The organism is Alphaproteobacteria bacterium (assembly GCA_018063245.1).
Classification (GTDB): domain Bacteria; phylum Pseudomonadota; class Alphaproteobacteria; order JAGPBS01; family JAGPBS01; genus JAGPBS01.
This window is the reverse complement of sequence record JAGPBS010000056.1, coordinates 1-14,468: the sequence shown is the minus strand read 5'-3', so window position 1 is coordinate 14,468 and position 14,468 is coordinate 1. Positions and strand designations below refer to the sequence as shown.

At 42.0% G+C, this 14,468-nt stretch carries 17 protein-coding genes; 6 read left to right on the top strand and 11 right to left on the bottom strand.

Translation table 11 applies throughout. The annotated features are described in order from the left end of the window. Nucleotides 1–180 precede the first annotated feature (180 nt). The 3 genes from KBF71_07800 to KBF71_07790 form a co-directional block, all read right to left on the bottom strand. Nucleotides 181–1,032 (bottom strand): hypothetical protein, encoded by an 852-nt coding sequence (locus KBF71_07800; protein MBP9878216.1) that lies wholly within the window; start codon nucleotides 1,030–1,032, stop codon nucleotides 181–183. Between the two features lie 190 nt (nucleotides 1,033–1,222). Beyond that, nucleotides 1,223–1,642, bottom strand: a complete 420-nt coding sequence (locus tag KBF71_07795) for a GNAT family N-acetyltransferase (protein ID MBP9878215.1) — start codon at nucleotides 1,640–1,642, stop codon at nucleotides 1,223–1,225. Further along, a complete protein-coding gene (locus KBF71_07790; protein ID MBP9878214.1) occupies nucleotides 1,639–3,150 on the bottom strand; it encodes a hypothetical protein in 1,512 nt (503 codons plus the stop codon). Before KBF71_07790 ends, KBF71_07795 begins: the two co-directional genes overlap by 4 nt. 68 nt (nucleotides 3,151–3,218) lie before the next feature. On the opposite strand from KBF71_07790, the gene KBF71_07785 reads away from it, so the two are divergent. After that, a complete protein-coding gene (locus KBF71_07785) occupies nucleotides 3,219–3,605 on the top strand; it encodes a hypothetical protein (GenBank protein MBP9878213.1) in 387 nt (128 codons plus the stop codon). Here KBF71_07785 and KBF71_07780 read toward each other — a convergent pair. From KBF71_07780 to KBF71_07755, 6 genes are all read right to left on the bottom strand, one after another. Further along, nucleotides 3,527–4,060, bottom strand: coding sequence for a hypothetical protein (locus tag KBF71_07780; protein ID MBP9878212.1), 534 nt, complete (start codon nucleotides 4,058–4,060; stop codon nucleotides 3,527–3,529). The two genes, KBF71_07785 and KBF71_07780, sit on opposite strands and share 79 nt — an antisense overlap. Beyond that, entirely contained in the window at nucleotides 4,005–4,541 is a 537-nt protein-coding gene (locus KBF71_07775) for a hypothetical protein (protein ID MBP9878211.1), read from the bottom strand. The genes KBF71_07780 and KBF71_07775 overlap by 56 nt, the downstream gene beginning before the upstream one ends. 126 nt (nucleotides 4,542–4,667) lie before the next feature. Next, nucleotides 4,668–5,645 (bottom strand): phage major capsid protein, encoded by a 978-nt coding sequence (locus KBF71_07770; protein MBP9878210.1) that lies wholly within the window; start codon nucleotides 5,643–5,645, stop codon nucleotides 4,668–4,670. Between the two features lie 213 nt (nucleotides 5,646–5,858). After that, nucleotides 5,859–6,620 carry a hypothetical protein gene (locus KBF71_07765; GenBank protein ID MBP9878209.1) on the bottom strand — a complete coding sequence of 254 codons (762 nt, stop codon included), beginning with the start codon at nucleotides 6,618–6,620 and terminating at the stop codon, nucleotides 5,859–5,861. A gap of 7 nt (nucleotides 6,621–6,627) precedes the next feature. Next, nucleotides 6,628–6,849: a hypothetical protein gene (locus KBF71_07760; protein ID MBP9878208.1), complete on the bottom strand. Its 222-nt coding sequence runs from the start codon at nucleotides 6,847–6,849 to the stop codon at nucleotides 6,628–6,630. Between the two features lie 4 nt (nucleotides 6,850–6,853). Then, a complete protein-coding gene (locus KBF71_07755; protein ID MBP9878207.1) occupies nucleotides 6,854–8,458 on the bottom strand; it encodes a hypothetical protein in 1,605 nt (534 codons plus the stop codon). Between the two features lie 625 nt (nucleotides 8,459–9,083). Here KBF71_07755 and KBF71_07750 point away from each other — a divergent pair. After that, entirely contained in the window at nucleotides 9,084–9,800 is a 717-nt protein-coding gene (locus KBF71_07750; protein MBP9878206.1) for a PEP-CTERM sorting domain-containing protein, read from the top strand. 237 nt (nucleotides 9,801–10,037) lie between these two features. Here KBF71_07750 and KBF71_07745 read toward each other — a convergent pair whose 3' ends face one another. Both KBF71_07745 and KBF71_07740 read right to left on the bottom strand, forming a co-directional pair. Beyond that, the gene (locus tag KBF71_07745) at nucleotides 10,038–10,535 is read right to left on the bottom strand and encodes a YbjN domain-containing protein (GenBank protein ID MBP9878205.1); all 498 of its coding nucleotides are present in this window, start codon (nucleotides 10,533–10,535) and stop codon (nucleotides 10,038–10,040) included. A gap of 24 nt (nucleotides 10,536–10,559) precedes the next feature. Then, a complete protein-coding gene (locus KBF71_07740; protein ID MBP9878204.1) occupies nucleotides 10,560–10,814 on the bottom strand; it encodes an accessory factor UbiK family protein in 255 nt (84 codons plus the stop codon). 172 nt (nucleotides 10,815–10,986) lie between these two features. On the opposite strand from KBF71_07740, the gene rfaD reads away from it, so the two are divergent. The 4 genes from rfaD to KBF71_07720 all read left to right on the top strand — a co-directional run bounded on the left by rfaD (nucleotide 10,987) and on the right by KBF71_07720 (nucleotide 14,330). Next, complete coding sequence (gene rfaD / locus KBF71_07735) at nucleotides 10,987–11,955, top strand: ADP-glyceromanno-heptose 6-epimerase (protein MBP9878203.1); 969 nt, start codon at nucleotides 10,987–10,989, stop codon at nucleotides 11,953–11,955. Nucleotides 11,956–11,975: 20 nt separating this feature from the next. Further along, nucleotides 11,976–12,779 carry a prolipoprotein diacylglyceryl transferase gene (locus tag KBF71_07730; protein MBP9878202.1) on the top strand — a complete coding sequence of 268 codons (804 nt, stop codon included), beginning with the start codon at nucleotides 11,976–11,978 and terminating at the stop codon, nucleotides 12,777–12,779. Beyond that, complete coding sequence (locus KBF71_07725; GenBank protein ID MBP9878201.1) at nucleotides 12,776–13,825, top strand: SAM-dependent methyltransferase; 1,050 nt, start codon at nucleotides 12,776–12,778, stop codon at nucleotides 13,823–13,825. Before KBF71_07730 ends, KBF71_07725 begins: the two co-directional genes overlap by 4 nt. 217 nt (nucleotides 13,826–14,042) lie before the next feature. Beyond that, nucleotides 14,043–14,330 (top strand): GIY-YIG nuclease family protein, encoded by a 288-nt coding sequence (locus KBF71_07720; protein ID MBP9878200.1) that lies wholly within the window; start codon nucleotides 14,043–14,045, stop codon nucleotides 14,328–14,330. Nucleotides 14,331–14,468: the final 138 nt, after the last annotated feature.

Sequence of the window (14,468 nt, the reverse complement as noted above, 5' to 3'; positions counted from 1 at the left end):
TTCCTGGGAGGCTATCCTTAATTGCTTCCCATTGGTCATCCCTTAAATCATACAACTTTCAACTCCTTTTCTTATTATTAGAAGTTCAGTATATCATAAAAAAAATTAAATGTCGACACTACCTAAACAATCTCTCGAAATATCCATTCCCATTCCAACCCATTTTTCTCCCCTTTTTCCTTACCCACCAAAGAACATGCGTCCAAGACCCAATAGCCCGCGCATCTGCATTGTTTTTTGTTTCATCCGCTCAAGCTCAGCTGCATTGTTCGATGATGAGCTCTGTCTTGAAAGCTGACTATAATTCACGCCATCCCTTCCATAGGATTGAGACTGATCAAAATGCGGCTCTGGCATTGCAATGGATTGATTTCCCAAATAGGTTTGCAATTCCGCAAGCGGTTGTTGGCGCATCTGTAATTGCTCATTCATCAATTGCTGACGCGACATGCGGCTCATATCAAATTGACGTGAATGTTCATTGCGACCAGCTTCAACTGCACTTAACGCAACACGAGAGAGCGTATCTTCCTGCTGTCTTTGCATATCACCCATGGCTTTATGATAAGCCTCTGATCCAACTGGAATTCCCCTGCTCGCAAGTTCAACATCCAGTGTGCGTCTTTGATCAGCCATCATTGGCTTTAGCAGAGAAGCAGCTCTGTCAAAATGAGCTCTTTCTACTTTTGCCGCCTCTCCTGCAAAATCAGTATTGAGTCCTGGCAGATGATCGGTTGACATATGAGGCTGCGGCATCTGATTCAAAAGCTGCGATGCCTTATCACTCATTTGCGTATTCACATGCATTTGCTGATCAAGCTGCTTTTTCAAAGCTGGATCAAGAACCGTATGTTTGGTACGCTGATCTGTCCCTATATCACCTGTGTAATAGACTTCACCATAAGGTGTTTTTTGCCTAAATTGATTCATACGCATATTCTCATGCGATGTTTTTCTATTCTCTTGTTCTTGCCGAAAGGCCTCTTGTTGTAAATTTGGCACTGGCGGCTGTTTTGGTGTTTTCTTTCCCATCTTTCTCTCTCCTAGTTAAATTGGTGTTTATAATTCTATTCCCGTCATTCAGAGTCGCCTCCATAAGAGGCGACGTGGAATCTCATCAATCTAGAAACTACGTACAATCTATATTGATACATCACAGAGACTCCACGGGCTCTCTTATGAGAGCCCTCTGAGTGACGAAAGATGAATTCAATTTTGGTGTTTAAAATCGACGCTCATTTCTGAGCAAACCATACAAAATTGCATCTTGGTCTCCAAAGCCCAAACGCAAATGTCCTTCTTTCACAAAGCCTAATCTTTGAACAAGTCTTTGTGCCTTATAATTATCAACCGCAATCGTTGATGTCACACGCCGAACGTTCAGCTGCTCAAAAGGATAATCAAAGATTCGTTTGATAATCCCTTTTTGCGCCCATTTGGGTGATTCTGTGTAAATGCTCATCTCGCAATCATACCCCATATAGCGATGATAGACGACAGCACCAATCCGTTTTTGATCATCCATAATGCTCATCGCAATACAGGGTCCAAAACCGTCATTTCCGACATAAGGCAAATGAGATGCTGCCCATGCGGCCACAAAGTCATTCTCATTTTCACTATAGGTTAAATGAATCGTCATATGAGTCCTCCTTGTTCAAAAATCATCTCTGATCCGTAATAAGTCACTGGCTCATGAGTCGCCAGATTCAAATCCAATGACAAGGCATAACCAGAGGCATGAACTGTTTGCCAATCATCTTTCACTTGAACTTGCCTAGACCACAGCACTCTATTCCACATCGACCCCCAAAGAGATACTTGCTTCTTATTTTGCCTGATCTGGCATGAACGTTTCTTTTGCTCTTGATGATCAACAGCAATGCCTAAGGCAGCACTCTCAAATCCATGAGATTCAAATCGAGCCTTTACCATCGACACTTTCTTCAAAACCGAAGACCTCCCAAAATCAAACCATGGCATTTTCAAATAAGCTTTAATCACCCTTCCTTCATCATCAGGTGCATCAAAGGCTCTGTAGACTGAAGCATCACTTGCAAAAAGCAAAGCACCATCATGCACATGCCAGCAGCTGGATTGAATGCCCGTGAAAGTCATCCAAACGGCACGTGATAAATCAAACACATGCTGACTAAAATTCAGTTTACCTTCTGAGTCTTTTCCATTTGGCACATTGATGATGATCCAGTCTCTGATTGAATCAAAAGTCAGACTCCATCCCTTTTGCTTTGCATAAAGCCTGATCGCTTTTTGCAATTCAGATAAAAGGGCTCCTTGACATGTCAGCCTCTCATCTCCACCCAGATATTTCGATAAAAAGAAATAGCCTTCTTCTCCAATCACCAGCAAATCACCCGCATAAGAAAGCACGCAATCCGATGTCAAAGGTTTGGATATCTGCACTGTACAAAGCAATGCCCATGTCTCAGCTCGCCCGGGATCAAGTCCTCGGTACACAACAACCTGACCTGAACTTAAAAAAATCACAAAAGCATTCTGAACACCCTTTGGCCCACTTAGCATCATTTGATCGATATGCATAATCGTACCTCGATAATCCCCTGCCAGAGATAAAGGAAAGGCCTGCAATTTTCCGCCAATCGTATGAATATCGCCGTACCAAAAAGTCAAAGATTGATGTGACCAATAAAAGAGCCTACTTTGATAAACCATGGCACCTGACAAAGAATGCGGATTATCAAATCCCTGAAAAGAGATTGGCTCAAATCCTCCATCTTTATAAAGATGAGGATCATCACACCCATTCATAAATAAACTCGCGCCATGAAAGCATGTGATACGCCACTGATCAGAGCTAAAGCCACTTTTTAAGCAAAGATGTTCGCCCATCGCTTTCAATTCATAAACAGCGCCGCCCCCACAAGCCAAGAGCTTCTTTTCGTTATTCATATCATGACTATGCAATCGCTCAATCGGCGTCTCACAGTCTGTCAAGCGTCTATAGCCCTTCCGTGTTTGGATCGCTTGATCAAGCACAACCCAGTTCTCCAATTGCAAGGCCTGCCTGAATGGCTCTGCTGAATCGACACCTGTTTTAAGGCGATGATCTAGTCCTTCCTGTGGCGCAGGAACAGAGCAAGCCTTCACCCCTCGTTTTTGTATTTTCATGTTAATTAATCTCCTTTTCTTCGTTATGGCATTCCGTTATACTCAAAAAAAATTGAATGTGGTTTCTGATGACTGAACTTCCAAATTACAGCCTCTGGAAAGGACGCTTTCCGAATAAATTTAAGTACTTCATCTATCCGCTGCCTTGTACCTTTGGGCCGGAACAACTCGGTAATTACATCTTTGCTCGCATTGAAAACAAAGCTTGGGTTCCCATCTTTATTGGCGCTGGCGATCTCCATGTGGCTGCCAATTTCTCCTCTGAAGCAAACTGCGCCAGAACAAAAGGAGCAACGCACTTTCTTGCTCATGTGAATACAAACAATCACAAACGCGAACGCGAACTTGAAGAACTCCTTATGCGCTACACAGAATGTTATAAGCCAAACGGATGCAATGACGTCCCTGACGGTTTTGATCCATCTAAAAAACCCAAGTCCAGATTTTTCTGGTGAGCATAATTAGCTTGCGATAGTCCATTGTGCACAGCCTGTTGAAACTGAGCAAAAGCATTTGATGACTCTAGCCCCTTCGTCTCCAGAAGCATATATTTAAGACCATTTTGCATCACTGAATCTGAAAACAAAAATCGATCATCTAAACGCGATGCTTTCTCTTTACGCAAACCATCTGCTCCTTCAACCCAAAAGGTTGAGTAATATTCCTTTTTGGATCTATTCACAAACCGATCAAAATCTTCTACGGCGTCACCTGCTGCTGTCACCATCTTTTTCAATTGAGGCCATCCATAATTTGCACAGAGCTCTCTGCCCAACTTATGTAAAATCGCGAGCAGCTGTCTTGCAAAATCATCTTCTGCATCAAATAGATTATCTGGGGCCATCAGGCCAATTTCATCGCATAGATCCGTAACCAGCGAACCTAGTATCATTTTTCCTGTAGATGACATGTTTCTCTCCTTTACGAATGCATTGTTTTTTCAACACATCCAGTTCCTGTTTTAAACGTTTATTCTCATCGCGTAATGTCCCTTCAGCCGCGCCTGCTCCAAGCCACACTTTTGCTTTTTTTGGCAAACTTTTATCGATGAAAGAAAGAATCCCTTCATCAGTCAGCTCCGCCAAAGCCTCAACTGTTTTAATGCCAAAGCCAGCAAGTGTTTTTAAATCTGATGGTTTCATCACTGGCCAAAGCTTTAAATCAAAACCATTCTCTGGCTCTTGATCAAGCTCTTGAAAGGCACTATACTCTCTTACAAAAGTCTGTTTGATCTTGTCAGAGACTTTTTCAACTCTCACATCTGATCCACCTGGCAGTCGCAACCGATACCACTCCTCGCTCTTATAGACGAGTCTTCCGGCAGCAATTGAGGCCGGCCGGTCTTCAACGGCCTCTAAAAAAAACTCAATTACACACAAATCCTGTGTCATTTTCTTTCTCTCCTTTTGGTATTTAGATCGCCACGCCCTAAAGGGCTCGCGATGACGCTTCAACTTAACGTCATTGCGAGAAGGTACACGACAAAGTCGAGGACCGACGTGGCAATCTCATTTACATTACGATTTCAAAACACCCTGAAGCGCCCTATTCGAGCAAACCAAATTCCCCATCCAGAGAAGAGGAATCACAACAGCATCTTGATCGAGAATTGATTTCTCAGCCATTTGTGTCATGTTTGCATCTTGATGAACAACAAGCTTCAGATATTCTGTGTTCAGGAAATACATGTGACCATCAGGAATACCTGATCCGCCATCATGAATCACATCAGCTGTCACATATTTCAGTGACTGGAAACCAGCTGTTGCGCCTGTATCATCAGCGTACCTTTGTAAATCTTGAAGGCTTTCCCAGTAGAATGAGAAGTAATCATTCGAGCTCACAATCAGGTCCGGACGATTGTTCCCACGGCAAAGATCAAGATACAGCGGATTCATCAATTGCTTGATGGTTTCTTTAGAAACCTCTACTGCATTTCCACCTTGCATTGGGGCTGCTGCTGATTGCACTTTATTTCTCCAGAAAGCAAACTCTTCAGAGTTAATACCACCAACGGTACCACGACCGCTATCTGATACAACGGCCTGAAGACCACTGATTTGTTTACCCTGATCAGCAGAACCATCAGAATAAACATCTTCTGATAATTTATTTTTGAAAGTTCTGAGTGCATTTGCAATTCTTGCTTCAGCAAGTCTAATCAACTGATTCTTTCCTGCATTTTGGCGCAGTTCTAAACCAGAAGCTGTAATATGAACAGAGCATTGTTTCCAATCATATTGAGCTGCTGATAGCACAGAAGTTGGAGATATATTCAGCCTGTCGTAGCCGCTATATCTTTGGTAGCTTGAATTTTCAGTATAATCAAGTGGCTCAACAATTTGCTGACCACCATCAACAGTTTCGTAACGACCTTTTTCCATCAAACGCGCAAGCAAAGCATTTCCCTTGCTGATGTTGTCAGCAACATCTTTACGATGTTGATTTAAGGTTGTTGCGACCAATTCTGAAAAAACTGTATTTGGACTAACCATTTTCTCTCCTATTTTGTTATGTTGTTTTTGTCATAAAGGCCATGTCTCTCCATGGCCTCTTTTTGATTCAGAAACCTGAATCAAAACTTGTAAAATTTTTCTCACCATCGTCACCCTCATGGTGAATCTTAGACAAAGTCATGCTGAACTTGTTTCAGCATCTCAGCAGACCCTGAAACAAGTTCAGGGTGACGAGGCAGTAGAATTTTAAAATTATGTTTGGCAAAGCTCATCATACAGATGAGTCATCGTCTGCCGCATGCTCTGATGAGCATCTTCTGATCCGAGCTCCCTGCCTTCTGATGACACATTTAAAGCCACTGCTTTTTCGGACTCTTCTGCCCGAAGCATCTCTTGAGCTGCTTGCTTATAGCTTTCTTTTAAGTCCGATAAATGCTTATCACGCATATCTGCCTTGCTCCAAAAAGCCATCTCGTAAGCTGATGTTGCATCTTTCGCTCTGCCAGATTGCATGAAGTACAAAACATCTGTCTGCAGGTCTTTGAAATGCGGATACTTGAGACATCCTTTTTGATCTCTTGCATCTCTTAAGGAATATAAATCGGCAAGATACTGCGCTTGACCTTTCATGGAGTGCTCTTCATCCAACGTCACGCTATATTCTCTCTGAAGCCATTTCAAAGCTGCCTCTGGATTTTTCTCAAGCGCTTCATGAGCTAAAAATAATCGCTCTACCGCTTCTTCAAACGACAAATCCATCGCTTCAGCCTTTGAGCGAAAGACTTGCATGAACTCTTGAGCTTCAACCACACTCTCAGCAGCCTTTGTTTCACTCTGCACAGTTTCCCGTGTTTCTTCGGTTTGTGTTTCGGCTGATTCATTGCCGTCTGTGCTGGCGTCTCGTCCAATTTCGTTTCCCATGTCATGAGCATTCTCCTTCTCATTGTTTGTATCTAAAGTTAAGCTCTCGTCTTGAGAGCTTGTTTCTGTTGTCATATCTGTTTCTGTTTGCATATTGAGCCTATCCTTTCCGCTTGAACTCACTTGAATCTACTTCTCGGCAGCCCGATCTTTTCAGATCTTCTCGCCGGCTCGCTCTTCCTTCTATCCAACCTGAACCGACAGGCGAGATATAACCCGGAAGATCCGACAAAACAAAAGGCGCTCGTAGCGCCTCATCTCTTATCATCTCTTCCGTTTTTTCAACCAGCTTTCCCTGGTGAAAGACGTATATTTTTCTCATCGTGCTATTTTCCTATTTGATCAAGAGCCTCTTCCACATCTCTGCCCATCCGATGTCGTCTGACTGACGCCATTAAAAGAGCTTTCGCGGCGTCTAGAGGTAAAGTTCCACTTTCAACAGAAGGCGTAACACCCTGAATAAACGACACAACGCTATTAAGCAATTGACTGATATTGCGCTGATCTTCTTGAAGATCCGGCAGGATTGTACTATCCGTTTCAATATCGATCCTGTATCCATTAGCGCCTTCTTCCCTCATGAGCTTTCTCATCATCAAATCGAGTTGCATACCACTCATTCTCTCAAAAGCCTCGAATGAAAAATGCTTGCCCATAATTTCAGCTTTCAATCTTAACAAGTCTCTTGCATAACGCTGCACATCTCTTTGACGACGCTGCAAACGTTGAGATCCATACTGAGCCTTGATGCTCTGAGCCGTTGCTGTTTCTCCAACCTGGCTTGAGCCCCTGATCACATCTGAAATACCCGTGAGTTCATAAATCGATTGCTTCAGATGTTCACGCTGCGCATACAAAGATTGCAGCACGCGTGCAATCTGTTCAATTGGCAAGAACCAAACAGCCTTTTCGATACCGCCCGCTTGTAAAAGCAATGAAATATTTTCAGCCGGCACCAATTCCGCATCATCAGCAAGCATCAAATCTCGGAACTCTGTCACACGACTATCAAAAACACCGCGTGCTTTCAGTGCGCTCACCAACTTTGAAATACGTGTTGTGAGCCTATCAAGCTCATCTGCCTGATCTTTGTAGCAACAAAAATCTGGCACAGGCACTAAGCTTCCTGTGTCTTGAAAGCTATAAAGTGGTTGAGGTATGGGGAAAAAGCCTTTGAGTTTCAAAGGATCTTTAAAAGTTTGCAGTATGACTTCAATCTGCGGCGCAAAAAAATGAACCTCTCTTTTTTGCTTATCCCAAATTTCCCAGAGCGTTACCACTGTAACCTCTTCCTTTTGATTTTCTTCAAAAAGCTTTAGCGCTTTTCTGCCAAACTTTTCTACAAGACGATCACGATTCAACCTATGTTTAAAAGCGACCCACTCAACTTCATGCCAATAGCGACCTGGGCCTCTTAAAAAATCTTGCCAGTGAACAGGCTCTGCATAAACAACTTCACCTCTATCTTGGCTTTCTTTTGTCACCGTATGATCAAACCTGATCCGCGTAACCGCTCTTCCGACAAGCAAGTAATCAACAATCGCTTGATTCATGACTTGGTCGAAATCATATCCATCAAGATTATTTGAGAGACTGCGCTCAAAAATATCTGACATGGCTTTACCAATAGGATCAACATCCCGAAAGCGTCGTCTCACATCTGGCCTTGGACAGCGACTATAAAGGGCTGGACGTAAAGTTTCAACATTCGCCCACAAAATATTGAATTTATTGCTGTTATAACGATTCCAAGCATGCCGTTCATCTCTATATCTTTCAAGGACCTTCGAGGCTCTAAAGCGCCAATCCTTTTCCTCATGTTGAGCTTTTGTCAAATTACGTTTCCAGAGTCTGACTTTTTTCTCTTCAGCACTTGATTCAAGGCCCGTCATATCGACAGCCTCATCATTTACATCTGCATTCTCAGACATATTCTCTCTCCTAAATCATTATGTATTATTCATGGGAATTTTAGATTTTTAGGCTTTTCTAACCCGTCATTCAGAGTCGCCTCCTTAAGAGGTGGCGCCTGTCCCGCCGAAGCTTTAGCGTAGGAGGATGGAATCTCAGCAATTCTAAAACATGGCTCAATGCTTATTGACACATCCCACAGACTCCATCAGCCTACGCCAAGGCTTCGGCCTGACAGGCGGGCTCTCTAAGAGAGCCCTCTGAGTGACGAAAATAATGTAGCCTTTGTAAACCTCTTAATTGAGCTTCAAAAAAGATAAATGGCGTTTGACATAACTCTCCCCTTACTTTCTTTATACCACACTCAAACAATCCTTGTGGGAATTTTTTTAAATATTTTATTTATTGGCTCTTTATTTCATTTTTTCACGCCAAATTTATATACTAGTTCGCCCCACAAACAATCTGAAATTTTAGTTAACAAAAAGTTAACATTTTAAAATTATAACTTTCAGGTGCTTGTGTAACTAATTGATTACAATGGATAAAATTTTGCAGCACACTTCCTGCAATTTAGAGGCTATCAATAAAACAGAAAAGACAGATTGATCAAGATATAAAACAAATTCATTTAAGGAGAAAAAAATGTTTAAACGATCATTACTTGCCACAACAGCCATCTTAGCCTGCACTTTTCTAGCGAGCCAAGCTCAAGCTGTTACACAAACAATTCAATGGAATTTTGCAGTCGTGTTTACGAACACACAAAGTAGATCATTCGATAGCACTGGGTTGCCACTCGTACCAGGATGGACAGCAGCTGATGATAATGTCATCTTATCTGGCGGATCAACAACAAGTCCAGTAAACGTTACAATTGGCGTAGGGTTCTCTCAAATACAAGGCAATCTAACTGGAGTTGGTGTCGTTTCAAATGGGCCTCCAACAACTATTGATCAATCCGCAGGAGGTACAACATTTGACTTTGTGAGAATCGACTTAGCGGCTCCTCTTGCCTTTATAACAGCGAATAGTCTCATTGGCACTTGGGCAATTGATTTATCGGGATTGGGAGCAAGTGAAACAGCCCAAATATTCACAAACGTTGTTGCAACCTCAGCAACTACACCTCTTTTAATAACAGGTGCCAATGTATTCACAGATCTTCCAGGCACAGTCCAACAATATCTCTTTGTCAGACAAAACGCGAATAAAACGTCATCTTTCCAATTATCAGGGTTAAGATTTACCTATGATGATGGATGTCCAGTTGGTGGTTGCGTAGCAACGCCTGAACCAGGCGCGCTTGGTCTCTTAGGCCTTTCACTCCTCGGCTTTGGATTGCTTCGGAAAAAGCAATAAATCAAATTCGACAACAAAAGGGCTCTCAATCGAGAGCCTTTTTTTCTTATAAGTCAAAGCCACCCTCACAAGCTTCTCCATCCGTCATTCAGAGCCACCTCTCTTAGAGGTGGCGTGGAATCTCAGCAATCTAAAAACTAAGTACAATCTATGTTGTTATTCCCTTAAAGACTCCACGGGCTCCTAAAGGAACCCTCTGAGTGACGGATCTTAGTTCTAACAAGCCCTCTCAGCCCCCTAAGCGTTGCCCCTAACCTCAAGGAAGGCTTGGTTCATCGCCTCGACCTGCGAGTAGTTCTGATTCAGAAATGAATCAACAACAGGGTAGAACCTATCACACTCATCTAATAACAAATCTGTAAATAATTCAAAGTGTTGCACTGTCAATATTCCATATTCAAGAAACACACCATAACGCATATGTAATTTTAAAGTCTCTTTGGTATATTCCAAATGACCTAGATTCATCTTTGAGTTAACTTCATTGAGCAAAGCATAAAAGCCAGGATGATCCTGAACTGCAAAGGATAAATCAATGGCTATCACAAGCCCTAAATAAAGGCTTGGTTCATACCATGTATAATGGAATCGATAAACACCCCATTCACCCTGAAATTCAACAAGCAAATCATACGGAGAAATACGATCGCCTGGCAGACCATCTAAAAACTCATGGATAGAATCAATCGGATTCCCTTTTTCAAAAGTCTCATCCATATCTAATTTCATTCCCATATATCTAAAACTCTCTCTTATTTCTTATTTGTGCTTTTTAAGCTGGGCTTCTAGCGCTTCAATTCTTTCCTCAAGCTTGGTTTCTGTCAATCGCGCCTGAACGAGCATCTCTTTTAATACATCAAACTCTTCACGTGTGACAAAATCTGCTTTTGCAAATATCTCTTCACATTTTTTCTTAAAATAACCTTCACTGTCCTGGCGCACTTGCGATGCAATTCCAGCACCACTCATGGCAAGTTTCGCTAATTCATCAAAAATTCGATGTTTTGTTTGCATAAATCACCTTAATTGTTTGTAACACATATTGCATCCCGTCACAATCATTATATTCCAAAAAGTCGAAATCGCATCTTGCGAAACTCATATTTTTGACTTAAATTGGGAGTACAGTTTGTTATAACCTTTTTTTCATCGAAAAAAAATGAGAAAGAACAGAAAAGAATAGAAAATGATTATTATCACCGGCGCCTCTGGCTTTATTGGGTCTAATATATTTGCTGCAATGCTCAAAAAGAAAGCATTTGAACAAGTCGTCTTGTGCGACTGGCTTGGCCATGCCGATAAGTGGAAAAACGTTGCCAATCATCAGTTTGATGACTTTGTCTTTCCTGAAAACTTAAAAGAATATCTTGAAGAAAACAAAGAAAACCTCAAGATGATCATTCACATGGGCGCTGTGTCAGACACAACTGAAACAGATGCAGACTATACGCTCGCAACAAATTTCCACCTCTCTTCACAGCTCTGGGATTTTTGCGCTGATAATGAAGTTCGTTTCATTTATGCCTCATCCGCTGCAACCTACGGCGATGGCAGCCAAGGCTTTAATGATCTCTCCATTGAAGGATTACGCCCTCTTAATCCCTATGGTTGGAGCAAGCATTGCTTTGACCAACGCGTCAAAAAACTTACAGAATATGGTATCCACCACCCAAAACAATGGGTTGGACTCAAGTTCTTTAACGTCTATGGACCAAATGAATATCACAAAGGTGGACAGCGCAGTGTTGCCCACCAACTTTATGAGCAAATTCAAAAAGATGGAAAAGTTCAGCTTTTTAAACCTGATCCTGCCTTGGGCGCTCCTAGACGAGACTTCATCTATGTCAAAGATTGCGTGAAGGTCATTGAATGGTTCATTGATCACCCTGAAGAAAGCGGCATTTTCAACGTAGGAACAGGTAAAGCGCGCTCTTTTGAAGACATGGCAGAGGCTTGTTTTAAATCCCTTGGCAAAGATCCAAATATCAAGCATATTGATATGCCAGAGCATTTGGTTGGCAAATATCAATTCCATACAGAAGCTGCAATGGGAAAGCTCAAAAAACGTGGTTACGCTCACAAATTCTATAGTCTTGAAGAAGGCATTGAAGATTATTATCAAAATTATCTGATGACAGACAACCCTTACGCATAATCAAAACCGAGGTTTATTCCATGGCTATCCCTTTTCCAAACATTCATCCCGTTGCCTTTCAGATTGGTCCTTTTCCTGTCAGATGGTATGGAATCGCTTATTTTCTAGGCTTTATTCTTTGCTGGCGTTATGGGCTCTATCTTAGCCGCCGCATTCAATCTGATCCACGCATTAACGTAAAACCGATTGACGTTGAAGATTTTCTGATCTGGTCGGTGATCGGCGTCATTGTTGGCGGGCGCCTTGGCTATGCGCTATTCTATCAACCAAGCCTCTTTCTCTCACCACTTGATCTCTTATCAACCTGGAAAGGCGGCATGTCCTTTCATGGCGGGTTCCTTGGCATGGTCTTTGCTTTGTGGGGCTTCTCACACATTCGCAAAATCTCCATGATGCAAATTGCTGATCTTGCTTCTGTCACGCTCCCAATTGGTCTTTTTCTTGGCAGACTTGCCAATTTCATCAATCAAGAACTCTATGGAAAAATGACAGATGTTCCTTGGGCTGTTATCTTTGCGACAGGCGGCAATGTACCGCGTCATCCAAGCCAGCTTTATGAAGCAGGTCTTGAAGGAATCTGCCTCTTTTTAATTATGGCCATTGGCTTTTTCAGATTCAATCTCTGGAAAAAACCTGGTACACTTACAGGGCTTTTCATCTGCTTCTATGCGATCTTCCGCGTGATTGTTGAATGTTTCAGAGAACCTGATAACCACATCGGCTATATCTATGATGCTTTCACCTTAGGACAAGTTTACTCAATCCCTATGTTTCTTTTGGGTCTTGGCGTTCTTTACTATAGTCATCGCTCTCAGACAAAATGAAAACAGATCTTGAGGCGCTTCTGATTCAAAAAATCGGCTCGGAAGGGCCGATAAGTCTCTATGAATTCATGAGCCTGGCTCTTTATCATCCGCAATATGGCTATTACAAAAACCCCAATCGAATCGGACAGAATGGTGATTTCATCACATCACCTGAAATCAGCCAGGTCTTTGGAGAATTGATTGCGATCTGGTTCATTGTCAAATGGCAAGAAAAATGGCCAGAGGGCCCTTTGATTTTTCTTGAGCTTGGCCCTGGCAGAGGCACCTTTCTTTCAGATTTTCTGCGTGTTCTGAATAAAATACCTGATCTGAACGCACGTATTCAGTGCTATTGCCTTGAAACCAATCCTTACCATAAAGCAGAAATAACAAAAAAATGTGAAGCCATTAAAGACATTCACTTTATTGAAAGCCTTGCTGAGCTGCCGGAATCGCCTCTCTTCTTTTTCGGCAATGAATTTTTTGATGCCTTTCCCATTCAGCAATTCGTCTATCAAAACCAGAAATGGCAAGAACTTTACATCACCTTCCATGATGACTTTCAGCTCACAATCGGTGAGTCTGATCAAGCACAGAAAGCCTATGAGGCTTATTTTCCGAGTAAGCCACAAGAGGGTGATCTTTTTGAGCTCAATAGTGCGATGATATCGCTGATGACAGTCTTATCCATGCATTTAAAAACACATGGCGGAGCTGGCCTGATCATTGATTATGGGGATTTCTCAAAACCGCCTCAATCAAGCTTACAGGCTGTAAAAGGTCATCGTCAGGTTCCGATTTTCACGGCTATTGGCGAAACGGACCTCACCACGCACATTGATTTTTCATGCCTTGATCAAATTGCAAAAGAGCATGGAATGACGAGCAGATCTTTTTCAACTCAGCGCGATTTTCTGCTTTCTCTTGGCCTTAGAGACCGCGTCATGAAACTGTGCGAGCATGCATCGAGTGATGAGAAGAAAGCGGATATCGTAAGCAGAGCCGAGCGCCTTGTTGATCAAGGGCAAATGGGCGAGCTCTTTAAAGTCATGAGTTTTGAGTAATGCACTCGTCATTCAGAGTCCCCTCCTGAAGAGGCGACGTGGAATCTTAGCAAACTCTCAACATACATTGTGTTAAATTGTGAGTCTATGAGATTCCACGCCACCCCTCATGGGGGTGGCTCTGAATGACGGTTCTCATTTTTCATACTCAGTACAAATCATTTAAATTGCATTTTCTCTGTCTTTTGATATCGTGTTTTTAAAAGGCAAACTCACCATGAAACAACCAGCAATTTATATCCTTACAAATAAAATGAGAAACGTATTTTATACTGGGGTTACATCAAATTTAGCACGACGCCTTTATGAACATCAGAATGAAACAAACAATTCCTTCACATCAATGTATAATTGTAAAACGCTTGTTTATTATGAAAGTCATCACTCAATGGAATCTGCTATCCTAAGAGAAAAACAAATCAAAAATATGTCTCGATCAAAAAAGATACTGCTTATTAAAAAATTGAACCCTAATCTACAAGATCTCTCATCTCATCTTACTTAAGTAATTACTCTCCGTCATATATGGACGCCGATGATAATACAAGAAAAAAATCGAAAGCGATGTGTATAAGGAGAATTGAAGCTGTCATATATTCGGCATCTATGCGCCATAATGGTTTCTGCATTCTGCTTTTGATCC

Coding starts and splice junctions, on each gene's coding strand:
- KBF71_07800 (MBP9878216.1), bottom strand. CDS start 1,032: ATGGGAAAGAAAACACCAAAACAGCCGCCAGTGCCAAATTTACAACAA.
- KBF71_07795 (MBP9878215.1), bottom strand. CDS start 1,642: ATGACGATTCATTTAACCTATAGTGAAAATGAGAATGACTTTGTGGCC.
- KBF71_07790 (MBP9878214.1), bottom strand. CDS start 3,150: ATGAAAATACAAAAACGAGGGGTGAAGGCTTGCTCTGTTCCTGCGCCA.
- KBF71_07785 (MBP9878213.1), top strand. CDS start 3,219: ATGACTGAACTTCCAAATTACAGCCTCTGGAAAGGACGCTTTCCGAAT.
- KBF71_07780 (MBP9878212.1), bottom strand. CDS start 4,060: ATGTCATCTACAGGAAAAATGATACTAGGTTCGCTGGTTACGGATCTA.
- KBF71_07775 (MBP9878211.1), bottom strand. CDS start 4,541: ATGACACAGGATTTGTGTGTAATTGAGTTTTTTTTAGAGGCCGTTGAA.
- KBF71_07770 (MBP9878210.1), bottom strand. CDS start 5,645: ATGGTTAGTCCAAATACAGTTTTTTCAGAATTGGTCGCAACAACCTTA.
- KBF71_07765 (MBP9878209.1), bottom strand. CDS start 6,620: ATGCAAACAGAAACAGATATGACAACAGAAACAAGCTCTCAAGACGAG.
- KBF71_07760 (MBP9878208.1), bottom strand. CDS start 6,849: ATGAGAAAAATATACGTCTTTCACCAGGGAAAGCTGGTTGAAAAAACG.
- KBF71_07755 (MBP9878207.1), bottom strand. CDS start 8,458: ATGTCTGAGAATGCAGATGTAAATGATGAGGCTGTCGATATGACGGGC.
- KBF71_07750 (MBP9878206.1), top strand. CDS start 9,084: ATGTTTAAACGATCATTACTTGCCACAACAGCCATCTTAGCCTGCACT.
- KBF71_07745 (MBP9878205.1), bottom strand. CDS start 10,535: ATGGGAATGAAATTAGATATGGATGAGACTTTTGAAAAAGGGAATCCG.
- KBF71_07740 (MBP9878204.1), bottom strand. CDS start 10,814: ATGCAAACAAAACATCGAATTTTTGATGAATTAGCGAAACTTGCCATG.
- rfaD (MBP9878203.1), top strand. CDS start 10,987: ATGATTATTATCACCGGCGCCTCTGGCTTTATTGGGTCTAATATATTT.
- KBF71_07730 (MBP9878202.1), top strand. CDS start 11,976: ATGGCTATCCCTTTTCCAAACATTCATCCCGTTGCCTTTCAGATTGGT.
- KBF71_07725 (MBP9878201.1), top strand. CDS start 12,776: ATGAAAACAGATCTTGAGGCGCTTCTGATTCAAAAAATCGGCTCGGAA.
- KBF71_07720 (MBP9878200.1), top strand. CDS start 14,043: ATGAAACAACCAGCAATTTATATCCTTACAAATAAAATGAGAAACGTA.